Origin of the sequence: Wenzhouxiangella marina (genome assembly GCF_001187785.1) — a bacterium.
Classification (GTDB): domain Bacteria; phylum Pseudomonadota; class Gammaproteobacteria; order Xanthomonadales; family Wenzhouxiangellaceae; genus Wenzhouxiangella; species Wenzhouxiangella marina.
In genome coordinates, this window is record NZ_CP012154.1 from 1,187,511 (window position 1) to 1,210,988 (window position 23,478).

The following is a 23,478-nucleotide window of genomic DNA, read 5'->3' on the forward strand; positions in this document are numbered from 1 at the left end:
GCGCCGAGCTCAGCGCAACCAGCGCAGGGGCGCCTGCTGCAGTTCGTCGAGCTGTTCCCTGAGCTGCTGGATGACCTGCTCCCAGTGACGGCCGTCTTCGAACCACGGAAAGGCCCGCGGGAAGGCCGGGTCCTCCCAGCGTCGGGCCAGCCAGGCCTGGTAGTGCAGCATGCGCAGGCTGCGCAGGGCCTCGACGAGGTTGAGTTCGGCGGTGTCGAAGTCCATGAAGGCCGTGTATTCCTGCAGCAGCCAGTCGAGCTGCCGCTCCTGATCGTCCCGCTGGCCTGAAATCAGCATCCACAGATCCTGGATCGCCGGGCCGGTCAGGCAGTCGTCGAGGTCGACGAAGTGCGCCTGCTCGTCGCGCCACAGGATATTGCCGGGGTGGCAGTCACCGTGCAGGCGCAGCCGGCGGAAGCGGCCGGCGCGCTCCCAGGCCGCGTCGATCGATTCGAGCAGGTGCTGACACAGGCTCTCGAAGGCCGACTCGAGGTGCATCGGGATCCAGTTTTCCTCGAGGAGGTAGCGAACGGGATCCTGGCCGTGGCTCTGTCGACTCAGGGTCGGCCGGTGCTCGAACTGCCCGGCCGCACCCACGGCGTGCATCCGGCCCAGGGCCCGGCCGAGGACGCGCAGCGTGTGCTCGTTGGCCAGCTCGGGGGCGTGTCCGCCCCGCCGAGGGAAAAGCGCAAAGCGAAACCCGCTGTCCTCGAACAGGGTCTGGCCATCGATCTCGAGCGGCGCGACCACCGACAGGCCGGCCGCGGCGAGTTCGGCGGTAAAGGCATGCTCTTCGAGAATGGCGTCCCGACTCCAGCGCCCCGGGCGGTAGAACTTGGCGATGACCGGTGCCCCTTCCTCCAGCCCCACCTGCCAGACGCGATTCTCGTAGCTGTTGAGAGCCAGCAGACGCGAATCGGTCTCCAGGCCAATGCCCTCGATCAGCTGGCAGATCAGGTCGGGGGTCAGTCCGGCGAAGGGGGGTGCATCGGCGGACGGGCCGTCGGAATGTCGCGGGTCGTGGCTCATTTGGCGTATGATCTTCGGCGTGAGCGTGGTAGTCGAAAACGACTGGAAGGATGCGGATTTGAATTGTGACATGTCCGATCGGTCGGGGGCGTGGATCCGGCGCGTTCTGGCGCTTGCCTTGCTGCTGCTGTCCGGTGCGCTGGCCGCTCAGGACAGGGCCGAGGATGAAGCGCCGACCGAGCCGCAGGCTCGAACATCCTCCGATACGATCGCTGATCTCAGTTGTCGCGACCAGCTGGACCGTCCCGGCAGCTGGCTGGATCGATCGCATTCCTACATGAATCGCCAGCTCTGCGAGCCGGCGGCCTGGTTCGATGGTTTCTTCGGCGATTCCCGGTCCTTCGAGGAAACGCCCGTCGGCACCTTCTTCCGCCTGCGCAATTCCCTGCAGTGGGACCAGCGCGAGGGCTGGAGCGTCGGCGTTCGGGTCCGGGCCAACGTGCTGCTGCCGAGGGTCTCGGAGCGCCTTCGCCTGCTGATCACCAGTGACGATGACCTGTCCGGGCAGTTCGAGGATGGGCCGGGCTTCGACGAGGAAGACGAACAGACGCGCCTGGGCCTGCGCTTCATCGCCAGCGAGGGCGCCCGGTCCCAGCTCGACCTCGATGGCACGGTGCGCGTGTCCAGCGGCGGCCTCAATCCCCGCGTGCGCGCACGCTATCGCCACGTCAGGGGCCTGTCTTCCAACACCCTGGCGAGGGCCACGCAGAGCGTCTTCTGGGAACGGGACGAAGGCTTCGGCACGACCTCCCGCTTCGACTGGGAGTGGTTGCCGAACCGCGATCGCCTGCTCCGCTGGACCGCGCAGGGGACCTTTTCCGAGGAATCCGACGGGGTCGACTGGCGCAGCTCACTGATCGGCTTCCAGCAACTCGATCCGAAGACCGCCGTGCGCACGGAGCTGGGTCTGTTCGGCTACACGCGGCCCGATTTCAAGGTCGAGGAGTATTTCGTGGCGGTCCGTTACCGGCGTCAGTTCCTGCGGCCCTGGCTGTTCTTCGAGCTGCAGCCCCAGCACGCCTGGCCGCTGGACCCGAACGGTGGCGATCGTCGGACCGACTGGCGATTCACCATGACCCTCGAAATCCAGTTCGAGAACGAGCGTTCCCGCCAGTCCCGGCTGCGGCGCTACCTCGGTGGTGAGGACGACGTCGAAGCCTGGGACGACGAACTGCCGGTGCCCGTCGATGCGCCGGGAGACCGAGTGGACGACCCGGTGCTGAAGGGCGACAGGAAGGACGGGGAGTCGAACGGCGATCGGGACGGTTGAAACCCTCCCGACGGGCTGCACTAGCGCGGCGGATCGATCTGTCCGTCGATGGAAGCATTGAGCCGGAACCAGCCCGCGATGCTTGATCGGTCCTTGTGTGCCGGTCGGACTTCATGGGGGATTTCTTCGCTCAGGAACAGGGCCATGCTGCCCGCCCGCGGTTCGATCACCGCCAGTGTTTCGGATTCATCTTCCGAGAACAGCACCAGTTCGCCGCTATCGCCCGCCTGCCAGTCCCGGTTCAGATAGACCACGACCGAAACCAGTCGATTCGCCGCACCCCGAAAGCTGTCCAGGTGGCGCTTGTAGAAGCCGCCCGGTGGGTAGTGCGCGAAATGGCCCTCGAATTCGAACAGGCCCAGAAAGAGCCGTCGATTGAGCGCCAGGCGGAGCCGCTCCATCTGGTCGAGGAAGGCACTCTGCACCGGTCGCTGCCGATTCAACCAGACGATTCGATCGCGGCGGATGTCCGAGTCGATCTGGAAATCCAGTTCGCGGCCGATGCCGGCACGATGCAGGCGATCGGCCTCGCGCAGGGCGTCGAGTTCTTCGATCAGGGCCGCGACCTGGGCCGAGTCGAGCATCTGCGTGCCGTGCCACCAGCCATTGCGCCCCAATGCGTCAGCTGCCTGCTCCAGCAGCTCCGCCTCGCCGACCAGCGGCAAGGGGACGGTCAGTGCGGCTTCGGCTTCCTGCTCGGGTGAAGGACGGGTGGTCGCCATCGATGCTCTGTCATTGCAAGGCCTTGGGAACCCGATCAAGTCGACGGGGCCCGATGCTGGCCGGTGGCGGAATTCTGCACGCTTCCTTCCAGTCCGGGGAAAAAATCTCGCCCGCCCTCAAGCTCGCGGCAGGGCATGGATGCGCTGTCCGCTGGTCACGAAGCGGCGCTCCCAGGGGAAATCGACCTCGTCCATCAGGCCGGTGAAGCTGCCGAAGGCCGGCAGTACCAGATGCTCTCGTCCGTACAGAAAGGCCGGCAGGCGAAGCCGTTCCCGACGTGTCTTCAAGACCGCGCCCGGGTGTAGATGGCCGGACAGACCGGGGCCGGTCAGTCTGCGACTCCATTCATGCACCAGGGCCAGTCCGCCGAGTTCGAAGCATTCCTCGTGGCCGTCGACCTGCCACTGGTGCAGCCAGATTTCGAGATCGCGGTCGTGGTTTCCGAGCACCAGATCGATGGCGATGTCGTCGTGGCGAGCCCGCCATTCCCCGATCCGATCGGGCCAGTCGTCGTCGGGCATCGGCGGTGCATGCACCCAATCGCCCAGAACGATCAGGCGCTCCGCTCCGGTGTCTTCCAGCAGCAGTTCGAGGCGGTCGAGGTCCCGCTGCAGGACGCCGCAGGGCACGGCCATGCCGTGGCGGCGAAAGACCTGGTCCTTGCCGAGATGGACGTCGGCCACCAGCAGGGCGCCCTCGGCGGGCCACCAGACCGCCCGGTCGGGCAACAGCTCGAGGGTCTGTCCGCCCAGTTCCAGCTTCATGTTGCCGGCTCCAGCTGGGCGAGCATGCGCTCGACCCGGCGCTCGAAGTCTTCACTGGACACGCGCGAGCGCAGGCGGTCGGCCCAGAGCGGAAAGGCCAGCGGCGTCAGGCGGCCGGGTCGGCGCAGGACGAGTTCCTGGCGAGCGGCCCGTTCGAGGGTGGCCCGGAGTCGGCTCAGCTCCATCTCGGCTTCCAGCACTTCTCTTCGCGCCTGATCGAGGAGCAGATTGTCGGGGTCGTGTTCGGAGAGCATGTCGAACATCAGGCCGCTCGAGGCCTGGATCTGCCGGGTCCGCTTCATTCGCCCCGGGTAGCCCTGAAAGACCAGGCCGGCGATGCGCGCGATGTCGCGGAAACGGTGTCTGGCCATTTCCGTGGCGTTGAGGGCCTGGATCAGCTCTTCGTCCAGTCGCTCCGGGCTCAGCAGCTCGCGATAGTCGGATTGCTCCAGCTCGAAGGGTTCATCGGTGACCAGTTCGATGCCGTAGTCGTTGACGGTCATCGAAAAGCTGCTGGCGGCCCGTTGTGACAAGCGCCAGGCCAGCAGGGCGGCCAGGCCTTCATGGGCCAGGCGGCCGGCGAAGGGGAACAGGTAGAGATGGTGCCCTTCGCGGCTTTCGATGGTCTCGATCAGCAGGCGATCGCGCCCGGGCAGCGCCGATCGTGCCTGCTGCAGCTGCAGCAATTCCCGAATCGGGTCCAGCCGTCGATCGCCTTCGCCCTGGTCGACCTCGTCCATCAGCTCGAGCACGGCGTCGGCCAGCAGGGTGGACAGCGGCAGTCGTCCCCCCGCCCAACGCGGCACCGAGGCCTTGCCGCCGCTGGCCTTCCGGACGTAGGCCGTCATGTCCTGGACCCGGCTCAGGCTGAGCAGGCGCCCGGCGAAGACGAAGCGTTCGCCGGGTTTCAGGCGGGTGATGAAGCGCTCCTCGATCTGGCCCAGGCTGCCACCCCTGGAGAAGCGCACCTGCAGGTGGCCGTCGGCGGTGATCGTGCCGACGGACATGCGGTGCTGCTGGGCGATGCGGCGATCGCGGACCCGGTAGCGCTCGCCATCGAACTCGACGCGCCGGAAGCCCGGGTAGGCGCGCAGGGCCTGACCGCCTCGGCAGATGAAATCGAGCAGCCATTGCCAGCGCCGCTCATCGAGGCGAGCAAATGCATGGGTGTCCCGGAGTTCGGCCAGGGCTTCATCGGCCCGGAAGCCGCCGCCGAGGGCGCGCGTGACCAGGTGCTGGGCCGCCACGTCCAGGGAGCCGGACAGGGGCGGGCGGGCTTCGATCCGCCGCTGCTCCATGCGTCGCCGCGCGGCAGCGATCTCGAGGATCTCCAGCGCATGGGTGGGCACGCAGACCAGGCGACTGGTCTGGCCGGGCTGGTGACCCGATCGGCCGGCGCGCTGGGTCAGGCGGGCGATGCCCTTCGGGCTGCCGATCTGGATCACCTGATCGACGGGCGAGAAGTCGACGCCCAGGTCGAGGCTGGAGGTGGCGACCACGCACTTCAGTTCGCCGCGGCGCAGTCGTTCTTCGGCCGTCAGACGCGCCCGACGGTCGATCGAGCCATGGTGCAGATGCACCCGGTCCGGCCAGGGCACGGTGGACTGAATCGCCTGGAACCAGAGCTCGGCCTGCGAGCGGGTGTTCGTGAACAGCAGGGTTGAACGGGCTCGCTCCAGGTGTTCGAGCACGCCCGGCAATTGGGCCATGCCCGTGCGCCCGGCCCAGGGGAAGCGCTCGATGCTGGGCGGCAGCAGGGTCTCGACCTCGATCTCGCGTGGCGTGCGCCCGGCGATCAGGCGCCCATCCCGGTGCGGGCCGAGCAGGACGGCCATGCCCTCTTCGACATTGCCCAGGGTGGCCGAGAGTCCCCAGAGGCGAAGCGCCGGGTTGAGGGCGCGCAGCCGCGCCAGGGCCAGCTCCAGCAGCACGCCGCGCTTGCTGCCGAGCAGTTCGTGCCACTCGTCGATGATCACGCCGCGCAGGCGCCCCAGGCGCTGGTCGCTGTCGGTGTAGCTGAGCATCAGGGACAGGGACTCGGGGGTCGTGACCAGCGCGGGCGGTGGGGATCGACGCAGGCGCTGGCGCTCACTGGCGGACGTGTCCCCGGTTCGCGTCGCCACGCGCCAGTCCAGGCCCAGGCCTGCGACGGCTCGATCGAGTTGCTCGCTCGTGTCCGTGGCCAGGGCGCGCAGCGGGGTGATCCACAGGTAGCTCAGGCCGGCGGGCGGGCGGCGCAGCGCGTCCTGCAGCGGGCCGCCCCAGGCGGCCAGGGTCTTGCCGGAGCCGGTGGGCGCATGGATCAGGCCGGACTCGCCCCGCGCCCAGGCGTCCCAGGCCTGGCGCTGGAAGTCGAACACGGGCCAGCCCTGCTGCTCGAACAGGCGCTCGACGGACAGCGTGGGCTCGGCCAGCGCACTCATGATGAGGCAGGGTCGGGCAGCAGGCGCTTGAGGTCATCCAGTCGATCGGCCTGTTCGACGCTCAGGTCTTCACGCCAGCGATGGATGCGCGGAAAGCGAAGCGCAATGCCCGACTTGTGACGAGGCGAGGGCGAAATCCCCTCGAAGGCCAGCTCGAAGACCTGCACCGGCTCGACCGAGCGGACCGGGCCGAAGCGCTCACGGGTGTTGGCCCGGATCCAGCGATCGAGGCGGTCGATCTCCTTCTGGGTCAGGCCCGAATAGGCCTTGGCGACGGGCACGAGTTCATCGCCGTGGTGGACGGCGAAGGTGTAGTCGGTGAACAGATTGGAGCGGCGGCCGTGGCCTGGCTGAGCGTAGAGCAGCACGCCATCGAAGGTGTAGGGCTCGACCTTCCATTTCCACCAGTCGCCGCGCTTGCGTCCGACGCGATACGGGGAATTCAGGCGCTTGAGCATCAGGCCCTCGACGCCGCGCTCGCGGGCGCTGGCCTGGAGCTCCGGCAGGGCATCCCAGTGCTCGAAGTCCACCGCTTCGGATCGCAGCAGCGGCGAGGCGACGTCGGCCAGAATCCCATCGAGGGCGGTCAGGCGTTCAGCGAGATCGCGCTCGCGCAGGTCCTTGCCGTCGGCCTCCAGGCAGTCGTAGACCAGCAGGGCCACGGGGGCTTTCGCCAGGGTGGTCTTGCCGGGCTTCTTGCGCCCGATCCGCGTCTGCAGCACGTTGAAGGGCAGGGGCTGGCCGTCCCGCCAGGCCATGATCTCGCCGTCCAGCACGGTGCCGTCGGGCAGCGCCTCGGCGGCGGCCTCGAGTTCCGGGAAGCGACCGTCCATGCGCTCCTCCCCACGCGACCAGATGAAGGTCCGAGCTTCGCGCCGGATCAACTGGGCCCGGATGCCGTCCCATTTCCATTCCGCCTGCCAGTCTTCCGGCGGGCCCAGGGCGGCGGGTTCCTCGGTCAGGGGGGAGGCGAGGAAGAAGGGGTAGGGCGTGGACCGATCGAAATCGCGATCGCTGGCGCCGGCGATCAGGCGCTCGAAGAACTCGGCGCTGGCCTGCCAGCGGCCCATCAGTCGGTGCGCGACCAGGCTGCTGTCGACGCCGGCCAGCTCGGCCAGGGCGCGGGTGACCAGGCGTTTGCTGACGCCCACGCGAAAGCCGCCGGTCAGCAGCTTGTTGAGCATGAAGCGTTCGGTGCCGTCGAATTGTCGCCAGAGGGTACGGACGGCTTCCTTGCGCTGCTCGGTCTCCATCGAGGCCAGTGGTTTGATCGAATCTTCGACCAGGTCGGACAGCGCGGGGGCTTCGCCTCGATCGGCGGCCGGCGGCAGCAACAGGTGCATGGTTTCGGCCAGGTCGCCGACGTGTTGATAGCTCTCTTCCACCAGCCAGTCGTCCAGGCCGCTCGCTTCGGCAGTCCAGGCGCGCAGCTCGCTGGTCTTGACCAGGCGCTTGAGGCGCCGTCCGGTCAGGAAATGCACGGCCCAGGCGGCGTCGGCGGCTGGCGCCTCGCGGAAGTAGTCCACCAGATGAGCCACCTTGGCCTGGGTGGCGGTGGTCCGATCCAGCTGCTCGAACAGGCGGGCGAAGCGCTTCATGGCGAACGGTCCGGCGCCAGGGTGGCACGCAGGTTCCAGCTCTCCGCCTCCAGGCCCTGGCTGGCGAGATGCCGGGTCAGGGCTTCGCCGTTGCCGTGGATCGTGATCACCCGGCCTGCGTTCATGTCGGCGGCGGTTCCGACCAGGCCGGGCCAGTCGGCATGGTCGGACAGGACGAAGCCGCGGTCGTAGCCGCGGCGACGGCGGTTGCCGCGAATGCGCATCCAGCCCGAGACGAAGCCCGCCGAGTGCCCCTTGAAACGCCGCATCCAGCTCGAGCCGGCGGCCGAGGGTGGCGCCAGGATCAACTGGCCGCGAAAGTCCTCCTGCGGGTCGGCTTCGCTGATCAGTCGAGTGGGCGGCAGGGCGATGCCCTGCTCACGGTAGCAGTCGGTCAAGGGGCGCATGGCGCCGTGCAGCCAGATCGGCTCGTCGACCCCGGCGCCGTGAAGTTCGGCCATCACTCGCTGCGCCTTGCCGAGGGCATAGCAGAACAGCACGGCGGGCCGCCCTTGAGCGCGACAGGCCTGCCACCAGTCCAGCATCTCGGCGATCACCTGGTCCGTCTCGGGCCAGCGATAGACGGGCAGGCCGAAGGTGCACTCGCTCAGCCAGACATCGCAGTCGAAGGGCTGGAAGGCCTCGCAGGTGGGGTCCGGGGTGCGCTTGAAATCGCCGGACACCCCCCAGGTGCCTTGCGCGGATTCGATGCGCACCGTGGCCGAACCCAGGATGTGGCCGGCCGGGAACAGGGTGATTCGGGTCTCACCCAGCTCGATCGGCTGGCCGTAGTCGAGGCCGACCAGATCCTCGGGCTGGCCGATGCGATGGGTGAGTACCGGCAGGCCCGCTCGCGCCGTGAATACCTCGGCGGCGCCAGCGCGCGCGTGGTCGGCGTGGGCATGGGTGATGATCGATCGCGGCACCGTTCGGAGCGGATCGATCCAGAAATCACCCGCGCGACAGTAGAGGCCGCCCGCATCGGGCACCAGTAGAGACTCGGTCATGAGCGAAGAGTGCCCGCAGCCGGGTCAAAGCCACGAAAAGGCGAGCCATCGAATGGAAAAATAACGCCCCGGCCTGGAGGAGGAGAGAGAGCAGGAGAGTCGGCCGGGGCGGTGAGCAAACTGTGATGCGAACGATAACGATTATCGTTTCATAAGTCAAGCCCGTATCGAAAGATTCGTGAACTCGCTATGCTTCTGGCCATGGAATCAGGCTTGGATTGGGTCTATCGACTGGGCGTCGCACTGGCGATCGGCATGATGATCGGCAGCGAGCGCGGCTGGCAGCGACGGGAAGCCAGCGAGGGCCAGCGTTCGGCCGGGCTTCGGACCTTTGCCCTGTTCGGCCTGCTGGGCGGTCTGAGCGGCCTGCTGGCGCGCGACTTCGGTCTGCTGCCGGCCGCCGTCATGTTTCTCGGCCTGTCCCTGCTGATGGCCAGCATGCACCTGGCCCACGCGCGTGAGGATCACGACCTGGGGGCGACGACCGAGGTCGCCGGCCTGATCACCTTCCTGCTCGGCCTGCTGGCCGGCCTGGGTGAACTGGCGATCGCGTCGGCGACGGGGGTGATCACGGTGGTCGTGCTGGCTTCCAAGCACCAGATGCACGGTTGGCTCGCCCGCCTGAGCCGACCCGAGCTGGTGGCCGCGCTGAAGTTGCTGGTGATCTCGGTGGTGCTGCTGCCCCTGTTGCCCAATCAGGGTTACGGGCCCTGGGGCAGCCTCAATCCGTACGTGATCTGGTGGATGGTGGTGCTGATCGCCAGCATTTCCTTCGTCGGCTACTTCGCCGTGCGCCTGGCCGGTGCGCGGGCCGGGATCGCCTTCACCGCCCTGTTCGGTGGCCTGGCCTCGTCGACGGCCGTGGCCATGCACCTCTCCCGCCTGTCCGCTTCCGGTCAGGCCCGTCCGCGGCTGCTGGCGGGCGGCATCCTGCTGGCCTGCGGCACCATGTATCTGCGCCTGCTGATCGTCGCCAGCATCGTCGAGTTCGGCCTGTTCCGCGCCCTTGTCATGCCGGCTGCGGTGATGGCCGTGCTTGTACTGGGCGCGGCGGCCTGGTTGATCGGGCGCTCGGGCCGTGAGGAATCCGCCGGCCCGATCCACCAGTCCAATCCGCTCGAACTTGGCTCCGCCCTGGTCTTCGGCCTGCTGCTGGCCCTGGTCATGCTGCTGGGCCAGGCGCTGACCCACTGGCTGGGCGATGCCGGGGTCTACCTGCTCGCCGCCGCCTCGGGGGTGGCGGACGTCGATGCCATCACCCTGTCCCTGTCGAGAATGGCCGGCGAGGGCCTGTCGATCGAAGTGGCCACCCTGGGCATCCTGATCGCGGCGGCGGTGAACTCCATGGTCAAGGCCTCGATCAGTCTGAGCATCGGCGGGCGCCGCAGCGGCCTGCCGGTCATGCTGGTGCTGGCTCTCGCCTCGATCGCCGGTCTATTGATCGCCTGGCTGGACGGGAGCCTGATCTGAAGACTTGATCCGCAATGGCGCCCTGGCGCTGGTGGATTGCTAGACTGAGTTCCGATTTCCACCTTGCGGATGCATGAAAGATGTCAGTTTCCAGCCCCGTTCGATTCCGAGTGCTCATCGGTCTGCTGCTGCTCGGCCTTGCCTTCGCCCTGTCGGCCGAGGAGCGCCTGAGCGCGCGTGATCTGTTCGGTCTGCAGTGGGCCTCCGAGCTGCAGATCAGCCCCGACGGCGAGACGATCGTCTATCGGCGCGCCATCAACGACATCCTCATCGATCGAACCCGGTACAACCTTTGGATCATCGATGCCGATGGCAGCGATCATCGGCCGCTGCTCTCGGAAAGCGGCAGCGCCTCCTCGCCGCGCTTCTCGCCGGACGGGGAGCGCCTGGCCTGGGTGGCCGAGGCCGACGGCCGGGCGCAGCTGTTCGTGCACTGGCTCGACGGCGGGCAGACCGCCCTGGTCAGTAATCTGGACGCCACGCCTTCGTCGATCGCCTGGTCGCCGGACGGGCAGTGGATCGCCTTCGTCATGCAGGTGCCCGCCGACAAGCCCTCCCTGGCCACGCCGCCCGATCGCCCCGAAGGTGCCGAATGGGCGCCGGCGGTGCGGGTCATCGACAGCGTGATCTATCGCTTCGATGGCCGTGGCTTTCTCGAGCCGGGATTCCAGCACGTCTTCGTCGTCTCGGCCGAAGGCGGTAGCGCACGGCAGATCACTTCCGGTGACTACGACCACCACGGCCCCCTGGCCTGGATGCCGGACGGGCAATCCCTGCTCTTCACCAGCAACCGCGCCGAGGGCTGGCAGTATCAACTCGGCCAGCGCGATCTCCATCGGGTCGATGTCGCTGACGGCACGATGGTGCAGCTGACGGAGCGGGAGGGCATGATTTCCTCGCCCACGGTCTCGCCCGACGGGCGCTGGATCGCCTTCGAGTACGACGACCATCAGGGCCGGCAGTATTCCGAATCGTCCCTGGCCCTGGTCCGTCCCGATGGCAGTGACTTCCGGCGTCTGGGCGTCGAGCTGGATCGATCCATGAGCGACCCGCAGTGGGCCGCCGACAGCGACAGTCTCTGGTTCCGCTTCGATGATCATGGCCAGCGCCACGTCGGCGAGATCGACCTGGACGGCGATTGGGAGGTCCGTGTCAGTGGTCTGGGCGGCACCGCCATCGGCCGACCCTATCTCAGCGGCATGTTCCACGTCTCCGACAATCGCAGGATCGCCTACACCGCCGGCACCGCCCAGCGGCCGGCCGATGTGCACGTCCGGATCGGCCGCGAGCAGCGCCGCCTGACCGATCTCAACCGCAACCTCCTCGACCACCGCGAGCTGGCCGAGGTGCACGAGATCAACTATCGCTCCTCCGTGGACGGCACCGAGATCCAGGGCTGGTACCTGACCCCGCCGGGCTTCGACCCGACGCAGCGCTACCCGATGATCCTCGAGATTCACGGCGGCCCGCACCTGGCCTACGGCGCCGAGTTCTCGGCCGAGATGCAGCGCTATGCCGCCGAAGGCTTCGTGGTCTTCTACGACAACCACCGCGGCTCCTCGTCCTACGGCCGCGACTTCGGCATGCTGCTGGAGTACAAGTATTCTTCGGAAGAGGACTTCGGCGACCACATGAGCGGGGTCGATGCGATGATCGAACTGGGCTTCGTCGATCCCGAACGCCTGTTCATCACCGGCGGTTCGGCCGGTGGGATCGCCACCGCCTACGCCATCGGCCTGACCGATCGCTTCCGCGCCGCCGCCGTGGCCAAGCCGGTCATCAACTGGATCTCCAAGACCCTGACCGGCGACTACTATCCGGGCCAGATCGAGCGCCAGTTCCCGGGCCTGCCCTGGGAGCACTTCGAGCACTACTGGCAGCGCTCGCCCCTGTCCCTGGTCGGCAACGTCACCACGCCGACCCTGCTGATCACCGGCGAGAACGACTACCGCACCCCCATGTCGGAGACGGAGCAGTACTACCAGGCCCTCCAACTGCGCCGCGTGGACACGGTCATGATCCGCGTGCCCGAAGCCGCCCACGGCATCGCCTCGCGCCCCTCGCACCTGATCGCCAAGATCGACAACATCCTGGCCTGGTTCCAACGCTACGATGCGCCGAACCAGCTCAAGCCTGGAGACGCTGATTCCGGTGAATAGCCCGTCACTTCCGGCTACGGTATTGCAGAGCTTTTCTGGTCAGTCGAACCCGACTGCCAGCGGGCAGTAGAGCGAGAAAATGCGCTGAGTGGCGCCGAGCTTATTCCGATCGAGATGGCCATGGAGGCCTTGACATACCCAAAACGGGGTTTAGGATACCCGAAATGGGAACAATATTGAACAAGTCGCCTCCCAACGATGCCGCCCGAGCCACCGGCCTGGCGGACGCGCTGTTTACCAAGGTCCAGCAGCGCGTGCTCGGCTTGTTGTTTGTCCATCCTGACCGGAGCTTTTACGCCAACGAGGTGATCGCTCTGGCAAACATGGGGACCGGTGCCGTGCAGCGTGAACTCGCACGCCTACAGGCGGTGGGCCTCGTAACCGTGAAGCGCATCGGACGCCAGAAGCATTATCAGGCCAATCCTGAGTCGCCCGTGTTCCATGAACTACGGGGCCTGGTATTGAAGACAGTGGGCCTGGCGGATGTGCTGAGTGCTGCTCTGGAGCCTCTCAAGGATCGGATTTCTCAGGCCTTCGTGTTTGGCTCGGTGGCCAAGGGCCAGGATTCAGCGGCCAGCGATATCGACCTGATGGTGATCAGTGATGAGCTGAGCTATGCCGAGCTTTTTGCAGCGCTGGAGCCGGCGACAGAACAGCTCGATCGCCCGATCAATCCGACGGTGTACTCACGCGCGGAGTTGGGCAAACGCCTGCAGGATCACAACGCTTTTGCCTGTCGGGTGCTGCAGGGCGAAAAGATCTGGTTGATCGGGGGCGAGGATGAGCTCCAGGCTCGATAGGCTCACCGGATCAGGAAAGCCGCTGGCGCGCGAAGCCCCCGATCAGCGCGAATTCGATGGGCTGAAGCGATCAGGGTTGGCGCGGCTTGCCGATGCTCAGTTGCAAGGGCTCTCCCCGGAGGGTCGTTTCGATCTGGCCTACAACGCCGCTCACGCGCTGTGCCTGGCTGCGCTGCGTTGGCATGGCTATCGCGCCAATCATCGCTACATCGTGTTTCAGGTGCTGCCACAAACACTTGGACTCGGTCCGGAAGTCTGGCGGGTCCTGGCCAAATGCCATGATGTCCGCAATCTCGGTGAGTACGAAGGCGATCTGAACATTGATGATCGGCTTCTCGCCGATCTGCTGGCCGCCTGTCAGGTCGTCGCGGAGCAGATCGATGCGCTGACTCCGCCCTCGGATCCGTCATGAAGCCGGCGGCGCGTCAGCTCTACCAACAGCTTGGCGACCCGAGGTGACCCAGCTCCAGATTCTCGCCGTGCTGCTGGTCTGCATCGCGGTCGCGCACTGGTTCGGTCGCCAGCGCTACGGGCAATGGCTGGGCAGCGCCCTGTGGGTGATCGTGCTGACCGCGACCGTCGCGAATCTCGGCGTGATTCCCCTGGCCAGCGAGCCGACGCCGATCTACACCCAGCTGCTGGGTACGGCCGCGCCGATTTCGATCTTCCTGCTGTTGCTGAAGGCCCGGCTTCGCTCGCTGGTGGAAGTCGGCCTGCCGCTCGGGCTGATGTTCGCTTTCGCCGCGCTCGGCACCCTGGCCGGGGTGCTGATCGCTGGCTACCTGCTGGGCGCGTCCGAATGGATGGCGCCCTGGTATGCGCCTCTCGCCGGCATGTTCGCTGCGACCTACATCGGCGGTGGCGCCAATTTCAATGCCGTCGCGCTGCACTTCGGCGTGATGGAGAGCGGTAACCTGTACGCCGCGGCGGTGGTGGCCGATCACGTGCTGACGGTGGTCTGGATCGCGCTGTTGCTGCTCTTCCCGCGCCTGGTCGGACGCTGGCTCACCCGGCGGGACCCGCTGGAAACGGCCAAGTGTGAAGCCGAAGCCGGCGCTGCGCGCACGGCCCAGGATCGGCGCCCCGACCTGGGCGATCTGGTCATGCTGCTGGCGCTTGGCGTCGGCGCCTTTGTCCTGTCCGACTGGCTGGCCGCCCGGCTGGCGGCGTGGACAGGGCTGGCCGTGCCGCCGATTCTGATCCTGACCACCCTGGCCCTGATCCTGGCCCAGTTCGAGGCCGTTGCTCGCCTCAAGGGCGGCCAGATCCTCGGCATGTTCGGCGCCTATCTTTTTCTGGCGGCCCTGGCGACCTACTGCGAACTCTCCGCGCTTGCTTCCCTCGGCTGGCTCGGGCTCAAGCTGATGGCCTACGTGACCCTGATCATTGCGGTCCACGCCCTGGTGGTCCTGCTGGCCGGGCGCTTGCTCCGACAGTCCCCGGAAACCGTCGCCGTGGCCTCGGCCACGACGGTCGGCGGTGCGACCGTCGTGCTGCCTCTGGTCGAGCGATTCGAACGCCCGGACCTGCTGCTGCCCGGTATCGCCCTTGGCACGCTGGGCAATCTGCTGGGCACCTATGTCGGGTTCAGCCTGGTTTACGCGCTGAGCTGACCGCGGTCGTCCCGTTCCCTACTTGAAGTGCGACTTGAAGTAGTTGAAGGAGTTGCCCAGGGCTTTCCAGGCGTGTTCGGTTTCGTCCTTGACCTGTTGCCACTTCTCCTTGCCGGCTGCGCGAAGTTCGTCGAAGTGGCGTTGAGTTTCGCGGCGCTTGGCGCGCAGATCGTGCAGGCGATTTTCGTATTCCTTGCGCGCCTCGGCCTCGAAGCGATCGGCGCGACCCTTGAGCGTTTCGATTTCCTCGTCGAGTCGATCGAGGCGCTCCTTCATGGTCGAAATGAACTCATTCTGATTGGATCCGCTCATGGCAATTCCTGTTCGCCTTTGGATGAAAGTGAGGCCTCGCCGGGGTCGACCGATGACGGCCCGGCAAGAACCTTGGGTCATTCTGCACCATCCGCTCGGCCGTGTCGGACTTCGGCGCCGAATCGCCTTTCGTCTGCAGCGCCGTGCTAACGTTTGCAAGGACCAGGACGCATCGCCCCCTATGAACAGCTTTCAGCTCGACCCTCGCTTGGCCGCGGACTCTCTGCCCATCGATTCCCTCGAACTCTGCCAGCTTCGGCTGATGAACGATCAACGCTTTCCCTGGCTGCTGCTGGTGCCGGCTCGACCCGGCACCGTGGAAGTGCTGGATCTGGATGCCGCGGATCAGATGCGTTTATGGGATGAGATTCGGGTGGTGGCCGGGGCCGTCCGCTCGGTCTTCGCGCCGGACAAGCTCAACATCGCCGCCCTGGGCAATGTGGTGCCCCAGCTGCACGTGCACGTGATCGGCCGCTTCCGTAACGACGCCGCCTGGCCGGCGCCAGTCTGGGGCGTGGGCACGCCCGAGCCCTGGCCTGATGGTGCGAAAGACGAGATCGAGCGCCTGCGCCGCGCACTGCAGCAGACTCCGGATCACGCATGAAGGCAGTGCTGCTGGTCAGCCTGGCGCTGACCGCCTTTGCGGCCAATTCCGTGCTGACGCGCCTGGCGCTCGTGGAGACGGCGATCGACCCGATCAGTTTCACCGCCGTCCGCCTGGCCAGTGGAGCCCTGGTGCTGGCCCTGATCGTGGGGATCCGTTCGAGCACGCCGGCTGGCCAGGGTAGCCTGGCTTCGGCGCTCGCGCTGTTTGCCTATGCGCTCTGCTTCTCCCTGGCCTATGTCTTCCTGACCGCAGCCACCGGTGCCCTGCTGCTGTTCGGGGCGGTGCAGATCAGCATGATTGCCTGGAGCCTGATTCGCGGCGAGCGGCTGGCCGGGTCGGCCTGGCTGGGATTTGCGCTGGCCCTGGCCGGCCTGGTGTGGCTGTTGTTGCCGGGGCTCGCCCGGCCGCCGCTGATGCCGGCCCTGCTGATGGTGGCGGCCGGAGTGGCCTGGGCGATCTACACGCTCAGGGCGCGAGGGGCCGGTGATCCGACCCGTGCCACGGCGGGCAATTTCCTGATCGCGGCGCTGCCGGCCATCGGTCTCGCCCTGTGTCGCTGGAGCTGGGCCGAATGGGACGGGGCCGGGCTCGCGCTGGCCATGGCGTCCGGGGCGCTGGCCTCGGGGCTTGGTTACGTGGTCTGGTATGCCGCCCTCGGATACATCCGGACCTCGACCGCCGCCGTGGCCCAGCTGCTCGTGCCGGTATTGACCGCGGTGGCGGGGGTCATTCTGCTGGCCGAGCCCCTCGGCTTGCGCTTGATCGGCGCTGGCGCGATCATTCTCGGTGGCATCTTGCTGGTCATCGCGCCCTGGCGGCGCCGCCCATCCTGAGGAGTGTTCGATCCATGAGACTCTACGGTTCCACCACCTCGCCCTATGTTCGCCATTGCCGGATCGTTCTGGCCCAGACCGAGCTGGAGCACGAATTCGTCGAAACCGACTACACGGAAAGCGCGCTGCGCTCGCCGACGGCCAGGGTGCCGTTTCTGGACGATGGCGAGCTGCGCCTCCACGACTCGGCCAGCATCCTGCGCCATCTTCGTGAGCGTGCCGGTCAGGTCTTCATGCCGGACATCCAGGACTACGAGACCTTCCTATTGGCCAATACGGGGCTGGATGCCTCGGTCAATCTGTTCCTGCTCGAAAAGGAGGGCCTGACGCCGGCCAAGGTCCCTTATCTGGCGCGCCAGGCGGCCCGGGTCGAGAGCGTCCTGGCTGAGCTCGATGCCCGCTGTGCTCAGGGCCTCGATACACTCGAAGCGCCCTTTAGCGACGGCCAGCTGCGAGTGGGCTGCTACCTGAGCTGGGCGGCCTTTCGCGAGCGCTTTGCCATCGACGGCAAGCGGAATCTTGAGGCCTTGATGGTGAAGCTGGACGCCGATCCGGTATTTGCTGGCACCCATCCTTCCCTGCTGGTCTGAGGCATGGACTAATCGTCGGGTTGGCGGAGATGTTTCGGACATGGTCCGTCGGGGACGTGGCCCCGACCTACGGGGGCGATCGCGGTGGCCGAGAGACTGCGAGGACGAAAGGGTCTGGCTCGTTAGAGATATTGCCCGATCGGAGCCCTGCGTAGGTCGGCCCCACGCGGCCGACGGACCATGTTCCAAGTATCTCCGTCAGCGCGACTGCACAATGTCCCCGCAATTTCGACAACCCCGCACACGAATATCGCCGTCATCGCCGGGGTTTCGGCCTGTGACGTTCAATGGGCACCGGACGTTTGGCTACGGCGTTGCTGATCATCGGATTGAAGGAGATGTTTCGGACATGGTCCGTCGGGGACGTGGCCCCGACCTACGCTGCTCCGATCGATCGATCGATCGATATCGAAAGCGGCTTGGGCAACGGCCTCGGATTCTCCGGGGTGCCCCGATCCAGCACCGATTATCTGGTAACCGTCCTCGCCTACAGCAACAGCACCGAGGCAAGGCCCAGGAACGCGAAGAAGCCCACGACGTCGGTAATGGTCGTGACGAAGGGCCCGGAGGCCAGGGCCGGGTCGATGTTCAGCCGCTCCAGGGCGATCGGGATGACGATGCCGCCGAGGGCGGCGGCCACCAGGGTGAACAGCATGGCCAGGGCGATCACGGCGCCCAGCATCGGCACGCCGAACCAGAGTGCGGCGATGATCGCCATGATCAGGCCGAAGCCGAAGCCGTTGATGGCGCCTACCGTGATCTCTCGCCAGCTGACTCGAATCGCGTTTCTCGGAGTCAGTTCACGCGTCGCGATCGCACGCACGGCCACGGTCATGGTCTGGGTGCCTGCATTGCCGCCCATCGAGGCGACGATCGGCATCAGGACGGCCAGGGCGACCATCTGGTCGATGGTCTCGGCGTAGAGGTTGATCACCATCGAGGCCAGGATGGCGGTGAGCAGGTTGACCATCAGCCAGAGCGCGCGGCCCTTGGTGGTCTGGAAGACCGTGTCCGTCAGGCTCGAGTCCTCGTCGACCCCGGCCATGCGCAGCATGTCCTCCTCGTGTTCCTCGTCGAGGACGCCCATGGCGTCGTCGATCGTGATGACGCCGGCCAGGCGACCGTTCTCGTCGACCACGGGGGCCGAGATCAGGTGGTAGTGGTTGAACAGGTAGGCGACTTCGCTTTCCTCGTCGGTGACGGTCACCGTGCGGAAGCTCGGTTCCATCAGGTCTGACAGGGCGGTATCGCGCCGCGAAGACAGCAGCCGTCCCAGGGCCACGTAGCCGGCCGGTTTCATGGCCGGAGAGACCAGGATGACGTGATAGAACTGGTCCGGCAGTTCTTCGTTGTTGCGGACGTAGTCGATCGCCTGGCCGACGCTCCAGTCCTCGGGCAGGGCGACCAGCTCGCGCTGCATCAAGCGGCCGGCCGAGTACTCCGGATAGCTCAGGGCGCTTTCGACCCCGATCCGGTCGGTGGCCTCCAGGGCCTCGAGGATGCGGGACTGCTGCTCGTGCTCGAGGTCTTCGACCAGGTCGACGACGTCGTCCGAATCGAGCTCGCGAATGGCTTCGGCCAGGACCTCGGCGGGCAGGGCTTCGATCAGCGGCTCGCGGATCGACTCGTCGAGTTCGGACAGGATTTCGCCGTTGATCTCCTCGCCCCAGAGCTCGACCAGGGCCATGCGCTCGGGCGGGCTGATCTGCTCGATCAGGTCGGCGACATCGGCCGCGTGCAGGGGCTCGAGCAGCTCGCTCAACTGCTCCGCATCCTGTGCGTCCACGGCCTCGATGACCGACTGGATGCGTTCCTGGTCCAGACCGTCGCTCAGATCTTCGTTCTCTGGTGGTGTCTCGGTCTGCATGATCGCGCTCCTGGGATCAGCTCAAATCTGCCTGGGTCGATGGATTATTGCAGGTCTTGCCGGTCGGGCCGAGGGTTTCTCGCGCTTCCTCGCGGCATGTGGGCCTTGTTCTGCCGGGTCGAAGGCGCTTGCAGCCCGAATGTCACTGGAGACAGGCGACGCGGAGAAAGAAGCCGTTCGCCATCACGGTTTTTGCCTATTGAGTTAACTGTTTTCGCGATATTATCTTTCTTGCAGGAATGGGACCTGCATGCTTGCCGGGTTGATATCTGCGGGCGAGTGTGACGGCGCGGGGGGCGTCCGATTCGCATCGGCCCGCAGTACGCGAGTTGCAACGGTCTTCGCTTCTTCCCTGAACTTCATCGACGCTTCGGAGAAACATCAAGTGAGCAGATCACGACTGGCGCTTGCCTTCCTGTTCGGTGTGCTCGTTCTTGCTGCTATCGGGGCGGTTCTGCTCGGAATCGATCGAGGCAGTGATGCGGCTCCCCCCGCGAGCGCTGAAGGTCCGGCTCAGGAAGGTGAGGCGATGGCAGAAGCACCGGCCATCAGCCGTTCGACGATCGAGGGCCAGGAACGGAGTCGGGATCTGTTCGATCTTCGGCAGGCAGCGATCGAAGCGGAGGGGCCCTGGAGCCCGCAGCTGCGGGCTGCGGTGATGCGACTGTCGCCGGATCAGATGCTCGAATTCCTGGACGACGACGATCTTCTGGTTCGAGACGAGGCGAGGGATGTCGTGTCCGGCATCTACGCCACCTGCGGGGTGGCCCTCGGTCTCCTGGCGCTGGAGGCGCGGGGTGCCCTGGCGCAGTCCGATTCTGAGACGGGCTCCAGCTCGGCCATGATCGCTTCAATGCTGGCGAACCCGGGGATGGATTGGTGCCGTCGGATGAGCTCCCAGCTGGGGGCCGAGCAAGCGCGAAGCAAGCTGAACGAGCTTGTCGAGATCACGAGCAGCGTCGACCCGAGGGGGAACCCCCAGCGAGTCGCGGTGGAACAGCAACTGGCACAGGCCCTTGAGGCGGGCCCGGAGGCGCTGTTCCTCCAGCTGCAGTCGGACGACGCCCTGCTGGTGGCAATGACCACGGAGCTGCTCTGGGAGGAGCGAACCCCGGGTCTCGTCGAGGATTGGTCGCCGATGGAACGTCTGTCACAGGCCCAGGCCGAACAGGTGCTTGATGCCCTGTATGCGAGCCTGGATTGCCAGTTTGTCGGCGATTGTTCGCTGAACAACTTTCTGGTCAGTGCCTATTGCTTCCAGCCCGGATTCCAGTGCGATGGTCAGAACGTGCTCGATGGCATCCTTTATCAGAGCATGAGCCCGAGCCAGTTCGAGGCTTACAACCTTCTTCTATCAGCCATCGCCCGGCAGCGTGCCGCCCGGCGCAGCGGAGGCTAAAGAGCCTTTGATTCGCAATTCTCGGACGCGGCGCGAGTCTGCACGGCCGGTTTCTTCTGAGAGACACCGGCGCTGAGTCAGCGGTCGGGACTCGACCGTCATCGTCCTTTCATCGGTCGGCAACCGGACTGCAGCATTTCCTCTCTAGCATCCCCGGGCTGATTCCACCCGTGATGCGTTCCGATGAAATCCATTCGCTTTTCCTTGTTCTTGTTCTGTCTGGTCCTTTCCTTCGTTTTCGTTCCGCAGGCACTGGCCCAGACGGGCTCGATCCAGGGCGAGGTGACCGATGCCCGCGGTGGGCGCCTGGAGGGTGTTCGAATCTCGGTCAGCGAACTCGACCGCTTCACCGTCACCGATCAGGCCGGTCGCTACCTTCTGCGAGGCCTGCCTGCCCGTGTGATCGAAGTCCGCTTCGAGTACCTCGGAAGCGAGACCCGCATGGAAACCGTCACTATCGAGGCTGACGAGACCATCGACCTCGATGTGTCGATGAGCACGGCCCTGTCGCTGGATCGGATCGAGGTGCGCAGCCAGGCGCAGGCCAGCTCGCGCGCACTCAACCAGTACCGCAGCGCCGACGCCGTGACCAATGTCGTGTCTTCGGATGACATCGGTAGCTTCGTCGATCAGAACGTCGCCGAGGCCCTGCAGCGTCTGCCGGGGATCTCGATCACGCGCGACCAGGGCGAGGGCCGTTTCGTGACGATCCGCGGCCTGAACTCGAACCTGAACAACGTCTCGCTCAACGGCATGCGCATCGGCACGCCGGAGCCGGGCAATCGCGAGCTGCCGCTGGACCTGATCCCGACCGGTTCCGTCGAGCGTCTGGAAGTGGTCAAGGTGCCCACCCCGGACATGCCCGGCGATGCCATCGGCGGTGCGGTCAACGTGGTCTCGCCGTCGGCCTTCGACAGCGAAGCTCAGGTCATCCGCTACCGCATCGAGGGTCTGTACGCCGACCTGGGCAGCGAGAGCGGTATCCGCGGCGAGCTGGCCTACAGCAATGTCTTCGACGGCTTCGGCGGCCAGGACAACATCGGCCTGAGCTTCGGCATCAACTATCTCGAGCGTGACTTCCAGTCCGACAACATCGAGACCGAGTACGATCTGATCGACGAGGAATCGACCGGTAGCGAAGTGTTCGCGCCGATCGAGACGCAGCAGCGCAAGTACTTCATCACCCGCGATCGCCTCGGTGCACACCTGAACCTGGATTTCCGCCCGAACTATCGCGATCAGTACTTCTTCAACGCGCTCTACAGTCAGTTCAACGACGCCGAGACGCGCCAGCGTTCGATCAGCGTCTGGGAGGATGGCGATCTGGACGCCCTGAACGGAGGAGTCGCCGAGTTCCGCGGTGTCGAGGCCGACGGCATCCGCCGCCGCGTGCGCTACCGCAGCAAGGAGCAGGAAACCTTCGCCCTGGCCCTGGGTGGTGAGCACCGTCTGGAGAACTGGACCATCGACTACCGCGCCGGCTACTCGGAGGCCAGCGAGGACGCGCCGGACGAGATCGAAGGCCGCTTCGAGCTGGATGGGGATGACGTCGATGCCGACGTTCGCTTCGGCAGCGGTGTGCCGGTGTTCGACATCAATCGTGGCGGCGTGGCCGCCGATGACATCTTCGTCAACGGCAACTTCGCACTGGATCGAGTGGTGCTGAGCCAGGCCTTCACCGACGAGGAAGACGCCAACTTCAGCCTCAACCTGGAGCGGGCCTTCCTGTTCGGGGCCGGCCATCAGTTCACCCTGAAGTTCGGCGCCGATGCCCGTTACAAGGACAAGGACGTGGATGAAAACGAGGTCGAGCTGCGCGTCGTGCCGGATCTCGATCTGGGTCCGTTCACCCGCCCCGGTTTCAGCTTCCCCTTCGGCAGCATGGGTGAGGGCATCAGCTCGCGCCTGTTCCGGGAGTACTTCTTCGCCAACCGTGAGGCCTTCGGCGAACGTCCGGGCGACCTCGGTGAAAATCTGCTGTTGTCCACGGCGCCCGATTTCAGCGCCAGCGAGGACGTGACCGCCGCCTATCTGATGGGTACCCTCGACATCGATGACTGGCGCATCATCGCCGGTGCCCGCTTCGAGGACACGGAGTTCAAGGCGCGCGGCAATGCGATCGACTTCGACGAGGACGGAGAACTGGCCGGCGTCCAGACCGTTCGTGCCTCCAACGACTACTCGGAATTCCTGCCGGGCATCCTGGCTCGTTACGAAGGCTTCGATGACATCGTCCTGCGCGCCGCCTGGACGAACACCCTGGCACGTCCCAGCTTCAGCGCACTGTCTCCGGGCGTGGTCATCTTCCGCGAGGATCTGGAAGCCGAGGCCGGCAATCCCTTCCTCGACCCGATCACGTCGAGCAACATCGACCTGATGTTCGACTGGTACCTGCCGCGGGCGGGCATTTTCTCGATCGGCCTGTTCGCCAAGGACATCGATGACTTCGTGGTCGACTTCGTGACCGACAACGACCCGAGCCTGCCGGGCTTCGAAGTCGAACGGCCGATCAACGGCACCTCGGGCGAGACCCGTGGCATCGAATTCAACTTCCAGCACGACCTGGGCGTCTGGAACGAGTCCCTGGACGGCCTGCTGTTCGGTGTGAACCTCACCGCGATGGACACCGAATTCACCGTTGCCGAGCGCCCGGGCGAGACCTTCTCCCTGCCGCAGGCCTCGGAGTCGATCGCCAACCTGTACCTGGGCTTCGAGCGCGGCCCTTTGTCGACGCGCCTGAGCTGGTCGCATCGTGGCAAGTACCTTGAAGAGATTGGCGATGATGCGCGTTTCGATGTCTACGTCGACGACCATGCCCAGCTGGACCTGACCGCATCCTGGCGCTTCACCGACCAGATCGAAGCGATGCTCGAAGTGATCAACATCACCGATGAGGCCCTGCGTCTCTATCAGGGCGATTCGGGCAATGTGTTCCAGCTCGAAGAGTACGGCGTGAGCGTCAGCGCCGGTCTGCGCGGTCGCTTCTGATGGCAGGGCATCGCAATCGGCAAACC

Annotated in this window: 19 protein-coding genes; 11 read left to right on the forward strand and 8 right to left on the reverse strand. The window is 66.0% G+C overall.

What is annotated here, in order from left to right; translation table 11 throughout:
• Nucleotides 1–9 precede the first annotated feature (9 nt).
• Nucleotides 10–1,029, reverse strand: coding sequence for a serine/threonine protein kinase (locus WM2015_RS05055; RefSeq protein WP_049725025.1), 1,020 nt, complete (start codon nucleotides 1,027–1,029; stop codon nucleotides 10–12).
• A gap of 70 nt (nucleotides 1,030–1,099) precedes the next feature.
• On the opposite strand from WM2015_RS05055, the gene WM2015_RS05060 reads away from it, so the two are divergent.
• Nucleotides 1,100–2,299: a hypothetical protein gene (locus WM2015_RS05060; RefSeq protein ID WP_156200882.1), complete on the forward strand. Its 1,200-nt coding sequence runs from the start codon at nucleotides 1,100–1,102 to the stop codon at nucleotides 2,297–2,299.
• A gap of 20 nt (nucleotides 2,300–2,319) precedes the next feature.
• On the opposite strand, the gene WM2015_RS05065 is transcribed toward WM2015_RS05060, so the two are convergent.
• The 5 genes from WM2015_RS05065 to WM2015_RS05085 all read right to left on the reverse strand — a co-directional run bounded on the left by WM2015_RS05065 (nucleotide 2,320) and on the right by WM2015_RS05085 (nucleotide 8,814).
• On the reverse strand, nucleotides 2,320–3,021 hold the full coding sequence (locus WM2015_RS05065) for a 2OG-Fe(II) oxygenase (RefSeq protein WP_082169467.1): 702 nt from the start codon (nucleotides 3,019–3,021) through the stop codon (nucleotides 2,320–2,322).
• Between the two features lie 117 nt (nucleotides 3,022–3,138).
• Nucleotides 3,139–3,786 (reverse strand): ligase-associated DNA damage response endonuclease PdeM, encoded by a 648-nt coding sequence (pdeM, locus tag WM2015_RS05070; protein ID WP_049725027.1) that lies wholly within the window; start codon nucleotides 3,784–3,786, stop codon nucleotides 3,139–3,141.
• Entirely contained in the window at nucleotides 3,783–6,209 is a 2,427-nt protein-coding gene (locus WM2015_RS05075; protein ID WP_049725028.1) for a ligase-associated DNA damage response DEXH box helicase, read from the reverse strand. Before WM2015_RS05075 ends, pdeM begins: the two co-directional genes overlap by 4 nt.
• Complete coding sequence (locus tag WM2015_RS05080) at nucleotides 6,206–7,807, reverse strand: ATP-dependent DNA ligase (protein ID WP_049725029.1); 1,602 nt, start codon at nucleotides 7,805–7,807, stop codon at nucleotides 6,206–6,208. Before WM2015_RS05080 ends, WM2015_RS05075 begins: the two co-directional genes overlap by 4 nt.
• On the reverse strand, nucleotides 7,804–8,814 hold the full coding sequence (locus WM2015_RS05085; RefSeq protein ID WP_049725030.1) for a ligase-associated DNA damage response exonuclease: 1,011 nt from the start codon (nucleotides 8,812–8,814) through the stop codon (nucleotides 7,804–7,806). Before WM2015_RS05085 ends, WM2015_RS05080 begins: the two co-directional genes overlap by 4 nt.
• A gap of 213 nt (nucleotides 8,815–9,027) precedes the next feature.
• Here WM2015_RS05085 and WM2015_RS05090 point away from each other — a divergent pair, with 213 nt between their 5' ends.
• The 5 genes from WM2015_RS05090 (at nucleotide 9,028) to WM2015_RS05110 (ending at nucleotide 14,856) form a co-directional block, all read left to right on the forward strand.
• Nucleotides 9,028–10,284, forward strand: coding sequence for an MgtC/SapB family protein (locus tag WM2015_RS05090; RefSeq protein ID WP_245609808.1), 1,257 nt, complete (start codon nucleotides 9,028–9,030; stop codon nucleotides 10,282–10,284).
• Between the two features lie 80 nt (nucleotides 10,285–10,364).
• Nucleotides 10,365–12,443, forward strand: a complete 2,079-nt coding sequence (locus WM2015_RS05095; protein ID WP_049725031.1) for an alpha/beta hydrolase family protein — start codon at nucleotides 10,365–10,367, stop codon at nucleotides 12,441–12,443.
• A gap of 176 nt (nucleotides 12,444–12,619) precedes the next feature.
• On the forward strand, nucleotides 12,620–13,243 hold the full coding sequence (locus WM2015_RS05100) for a nucleotidyltransferase domain-containing protein (protein ID WP_245609809.1): 624 nt from the start codon (nucleotides 12,620–12,622) through the stop codon (nucleotides 13,241–13,243).
• Complete coding sequence (locus WM2015_RS16210; protein ID WP_049725033.1) at nucleotides 13,224–13,655, forward strand: hypothetical protein; 432 nt, start codon at nucleotides 13,224–13,226, stop codon at nucleotides 13,653–13,655. The genes WM2015_RS05100 and WM2015_RS16210 overlap by 20 nt, the downstream gene beginning before the upstream one ends.
• 43 nt (nucleotides 13,656–13,698) lie before the next feature.
• The gene (locus WM2015_RS05110; RefSeq protein ID WP_049725034.1) at nucleotides 13,699–14,856 is read left to right on the forward strand and encodes a DUF819 family protein; all 1,158 of its coding nucleotides are present in this window, start codon (nucleotides 13,699–13,701) and stop codon (nucleotides 14,854–14,856) included.
• Nucleotides 14,857–14,874: 18 nt separating this feature from the next.
• Here the strand turns inward: WM2015_RS05110 and WM2015_RS05115 are convergent, their stop codons facing one another.
• Nucleotides 14,875–15,168: a sll1863 family stress response protein gene (locus WM2015_RS05115; RefSeq protein ID WP_049725035.1), complete on the reverse strand. Its 294-nt coding sequence runs from the start codon at nucleotides 15,166–15,168 to the stop codon at nucleotides 14,875–14,877.
• 181 nt (nucleotides 15,169–15,349) lie between these two features.
• Here WM2015_RS05115 and WM2015_RS05120 point away from each other — a divergent pair, with 181 nt between their 5' ends.
• Genes WM2015_RS05120 through WM2015_RS05130 form a run of 3 tightly spaced genes read left to right on the forward strand, consistent with a single transcriptional unit; the run spans nucleotide 15,350 to nucleotide 17,198 of the window.
• Nucleotides 15,350–15,772 carry an HIT domain-containing protein gene (locus tag WM2015_RS05120; protein WP_049725036.1) on the forward strand — a complete coding sequence of 141 codons (423 nt, stop codon included), beginning with the start codon at nucleotides 15,350–15,352 and terminating at the stop codon, nucleotides 15,770–15,772.
• Complete coding sequence (locus WM2015_RS05125; protein ID WP_049725037.1) at nucleotides 15,769–16,608, forward strand: DMT family transporter; 840 nt, start codon at nucleotides 15,769–15,771, stop codon at nucleotides 16,606–16,608. The genes WM2015_RS05120 and WM2015_RS05125 overlap by 4 nt, the downstream gene beginning before the upstream one ends.
• A gap of 14 nt (nucleotides 16,609–16,622) precedes the next feature.
• Nucleotides 16,623–17,198, forward strand: coding sequence for a glutathione S-transferase family protein (locus WM2015_RS05130; RefSeq protein ID WP_049725038.1), 576 nt, complete (start codon nucleotides 16,623–16,625; stop codon nucleotides 17,196–17,198).
• 487 nt (nucleotides 17,199–17,685) lie between these two features.
• On the opposite strand, the gene mgtE is transcribed toward WM2015_RS05130, so the two are convergent.
• Complete coding sequence (gene mgtE, locus WM2015_RS05135) at nucleotides 17,686–19,065, reverse strand: magnesium transporter (protein WP_049725039.1); 1,380 nt, start codon at nucleotides 19,063–19,065, stop codon at nucleotides 17,686–17,688.
• A gap of 529 nt (nucleotides 19,066–19,594) precedes the next feature.
• Between mgtE and WM2015_RS05140 the strand changes: the two genes are divergently transcribed.
• Nucleotides 19,595–20,464 (forward strand): hypothetical protein, encoded by an 870-nt coding sequence (locus WM2015_RS05140; protein ID WP_156200884.1) that lies wholly within the window; start codon nucleotides 19,595–19,597, stop codon nucleotides 20,462–20,464.
• Nucleotides 20,465–20,647: 183 nt separating this feature from the next.
• The gene (locus WM2015_RS05145; protein WP_049725041.1) at nucleotides 20,648–23,452 is read left to right on the forward strand and encodes a TonB-dependent receptor; all 2,805 of its coding nucleotides are present in this window, start codon (nucleotides 20,648–20,650) and stop codon (nucleotides 23,450–23,452) included.
• Nucleotides 23,453–23,478 lie beyond the last annotated feature (26 nt).

Coding starts and splice junctions, on each gene's coding strand:
- pdeM (WP_049725027.1), bottom strand. CDS start 3,786: ATGAAGCTGGAACTGGGCGGACAGACCCTCGAGCTGTTGCCCGACCGG.
- WM2015_RS05095 (WP_049725031.1), top strand. CDS start 10,365: ATGTCAGTTTCCAGCCCCGTTCGATTCCGAGTGCTCATCGGTCTGCTG.
- WM2015_RS05055 (WP_049725025.1), bottom strand. CDS start 1,029: ATGAGCCACGACCCGCGACATTCCGACGGCCCGTCCGCCGATGCACCC.
- WM2015_RS05140 (WP_156200884.1), top strand. CDS start 19,595: ATGGCAGAAGCACCGGCCATCAGCCGTTCGACGATCGAGGGCCAGGAA.
- WM2015_RS05130 (WP_049725038.1), top strand. CDS start 16,623: ATGAGACTCTACGGTTCCACCACCTCGCCCTATGTTCGCCATTGCCGG.
- WM2015_RS05115 (WP_049725035.1), bottom strand. CDS start 15,168: ATGAGCGGATCCAATCAGAATGAGTTCATTTCGACCATGAAGGAGCGC.
- WM2015_RS05145 (WP_049725041.1), top strand. CDS start 20,648: ATGAAATCCATTCGCTTTTCCTTGTTCTTGTTCTGTCTGGTCCTTTCC.
- WM2015_RS05120 (WP_049725036.1), top strand. CDS start 15,350: ATGAACAGCTTTCAGCTCGACCCTCGCTTGGCCGCGGACTCTCTGCCC.
- WM2015_RS05085 (WP_049725030.1), bottom strand. CDS start 8,814: ATGACCGAGTCTCTACTGGTGCCCGATGCGGGCGGCCTCTACTGTCGC.
- mgtE (WP_049725039.1), bottom strand. CDS start 19,065: ATGCAGACCGAGACACCACCAGAGAACGAAGATCTGAGCGACGGTCTG.
- WM2015_RS05060 (WP_156200882.1), top strand. CDS start 1,100: ATGTCCGATCGGTCGGGGGCGTGGATCCGGCGCGTTCTGGCGCTTGCC.
- WM2015_RS05065 (WP_082169467.1), bottom strand. CDS start 3,021: ATGGCGACCACCCGTCCTTCACCCGAGCAGGAAGCCGAAGCCGCACTG.
- WM2015_RS05125 (WP_049725037.1), top strand. CDS start 15,769: ATGAAGGCAGTGCTGCTGGTCAGCCTGGCGCTGACCGCCTTTGCGGCC.
- WM2015_RS16210 (WP_049725033.1), top strand. CDS start 13,224: ATGAGCTCCAGGCTCGATAGGCTCACCGGATCAGGAAAGCCGCTGGCG.
- WM2015_RS05075 (WP_049725028.1), bottom strand. CDS start 6,209: ATGAGTGCGCTGGCCGAGCCCACGCTGTCCGTCGAGCGCCTGTTCGAG.
- WM2015_RS05080 (WP_049725029.1), bottom strand. CDS start 7,807: ATGAAGCGCTTCGCCCGCCTGTTCGAGCAGCTGGATCGGACCACCGCC.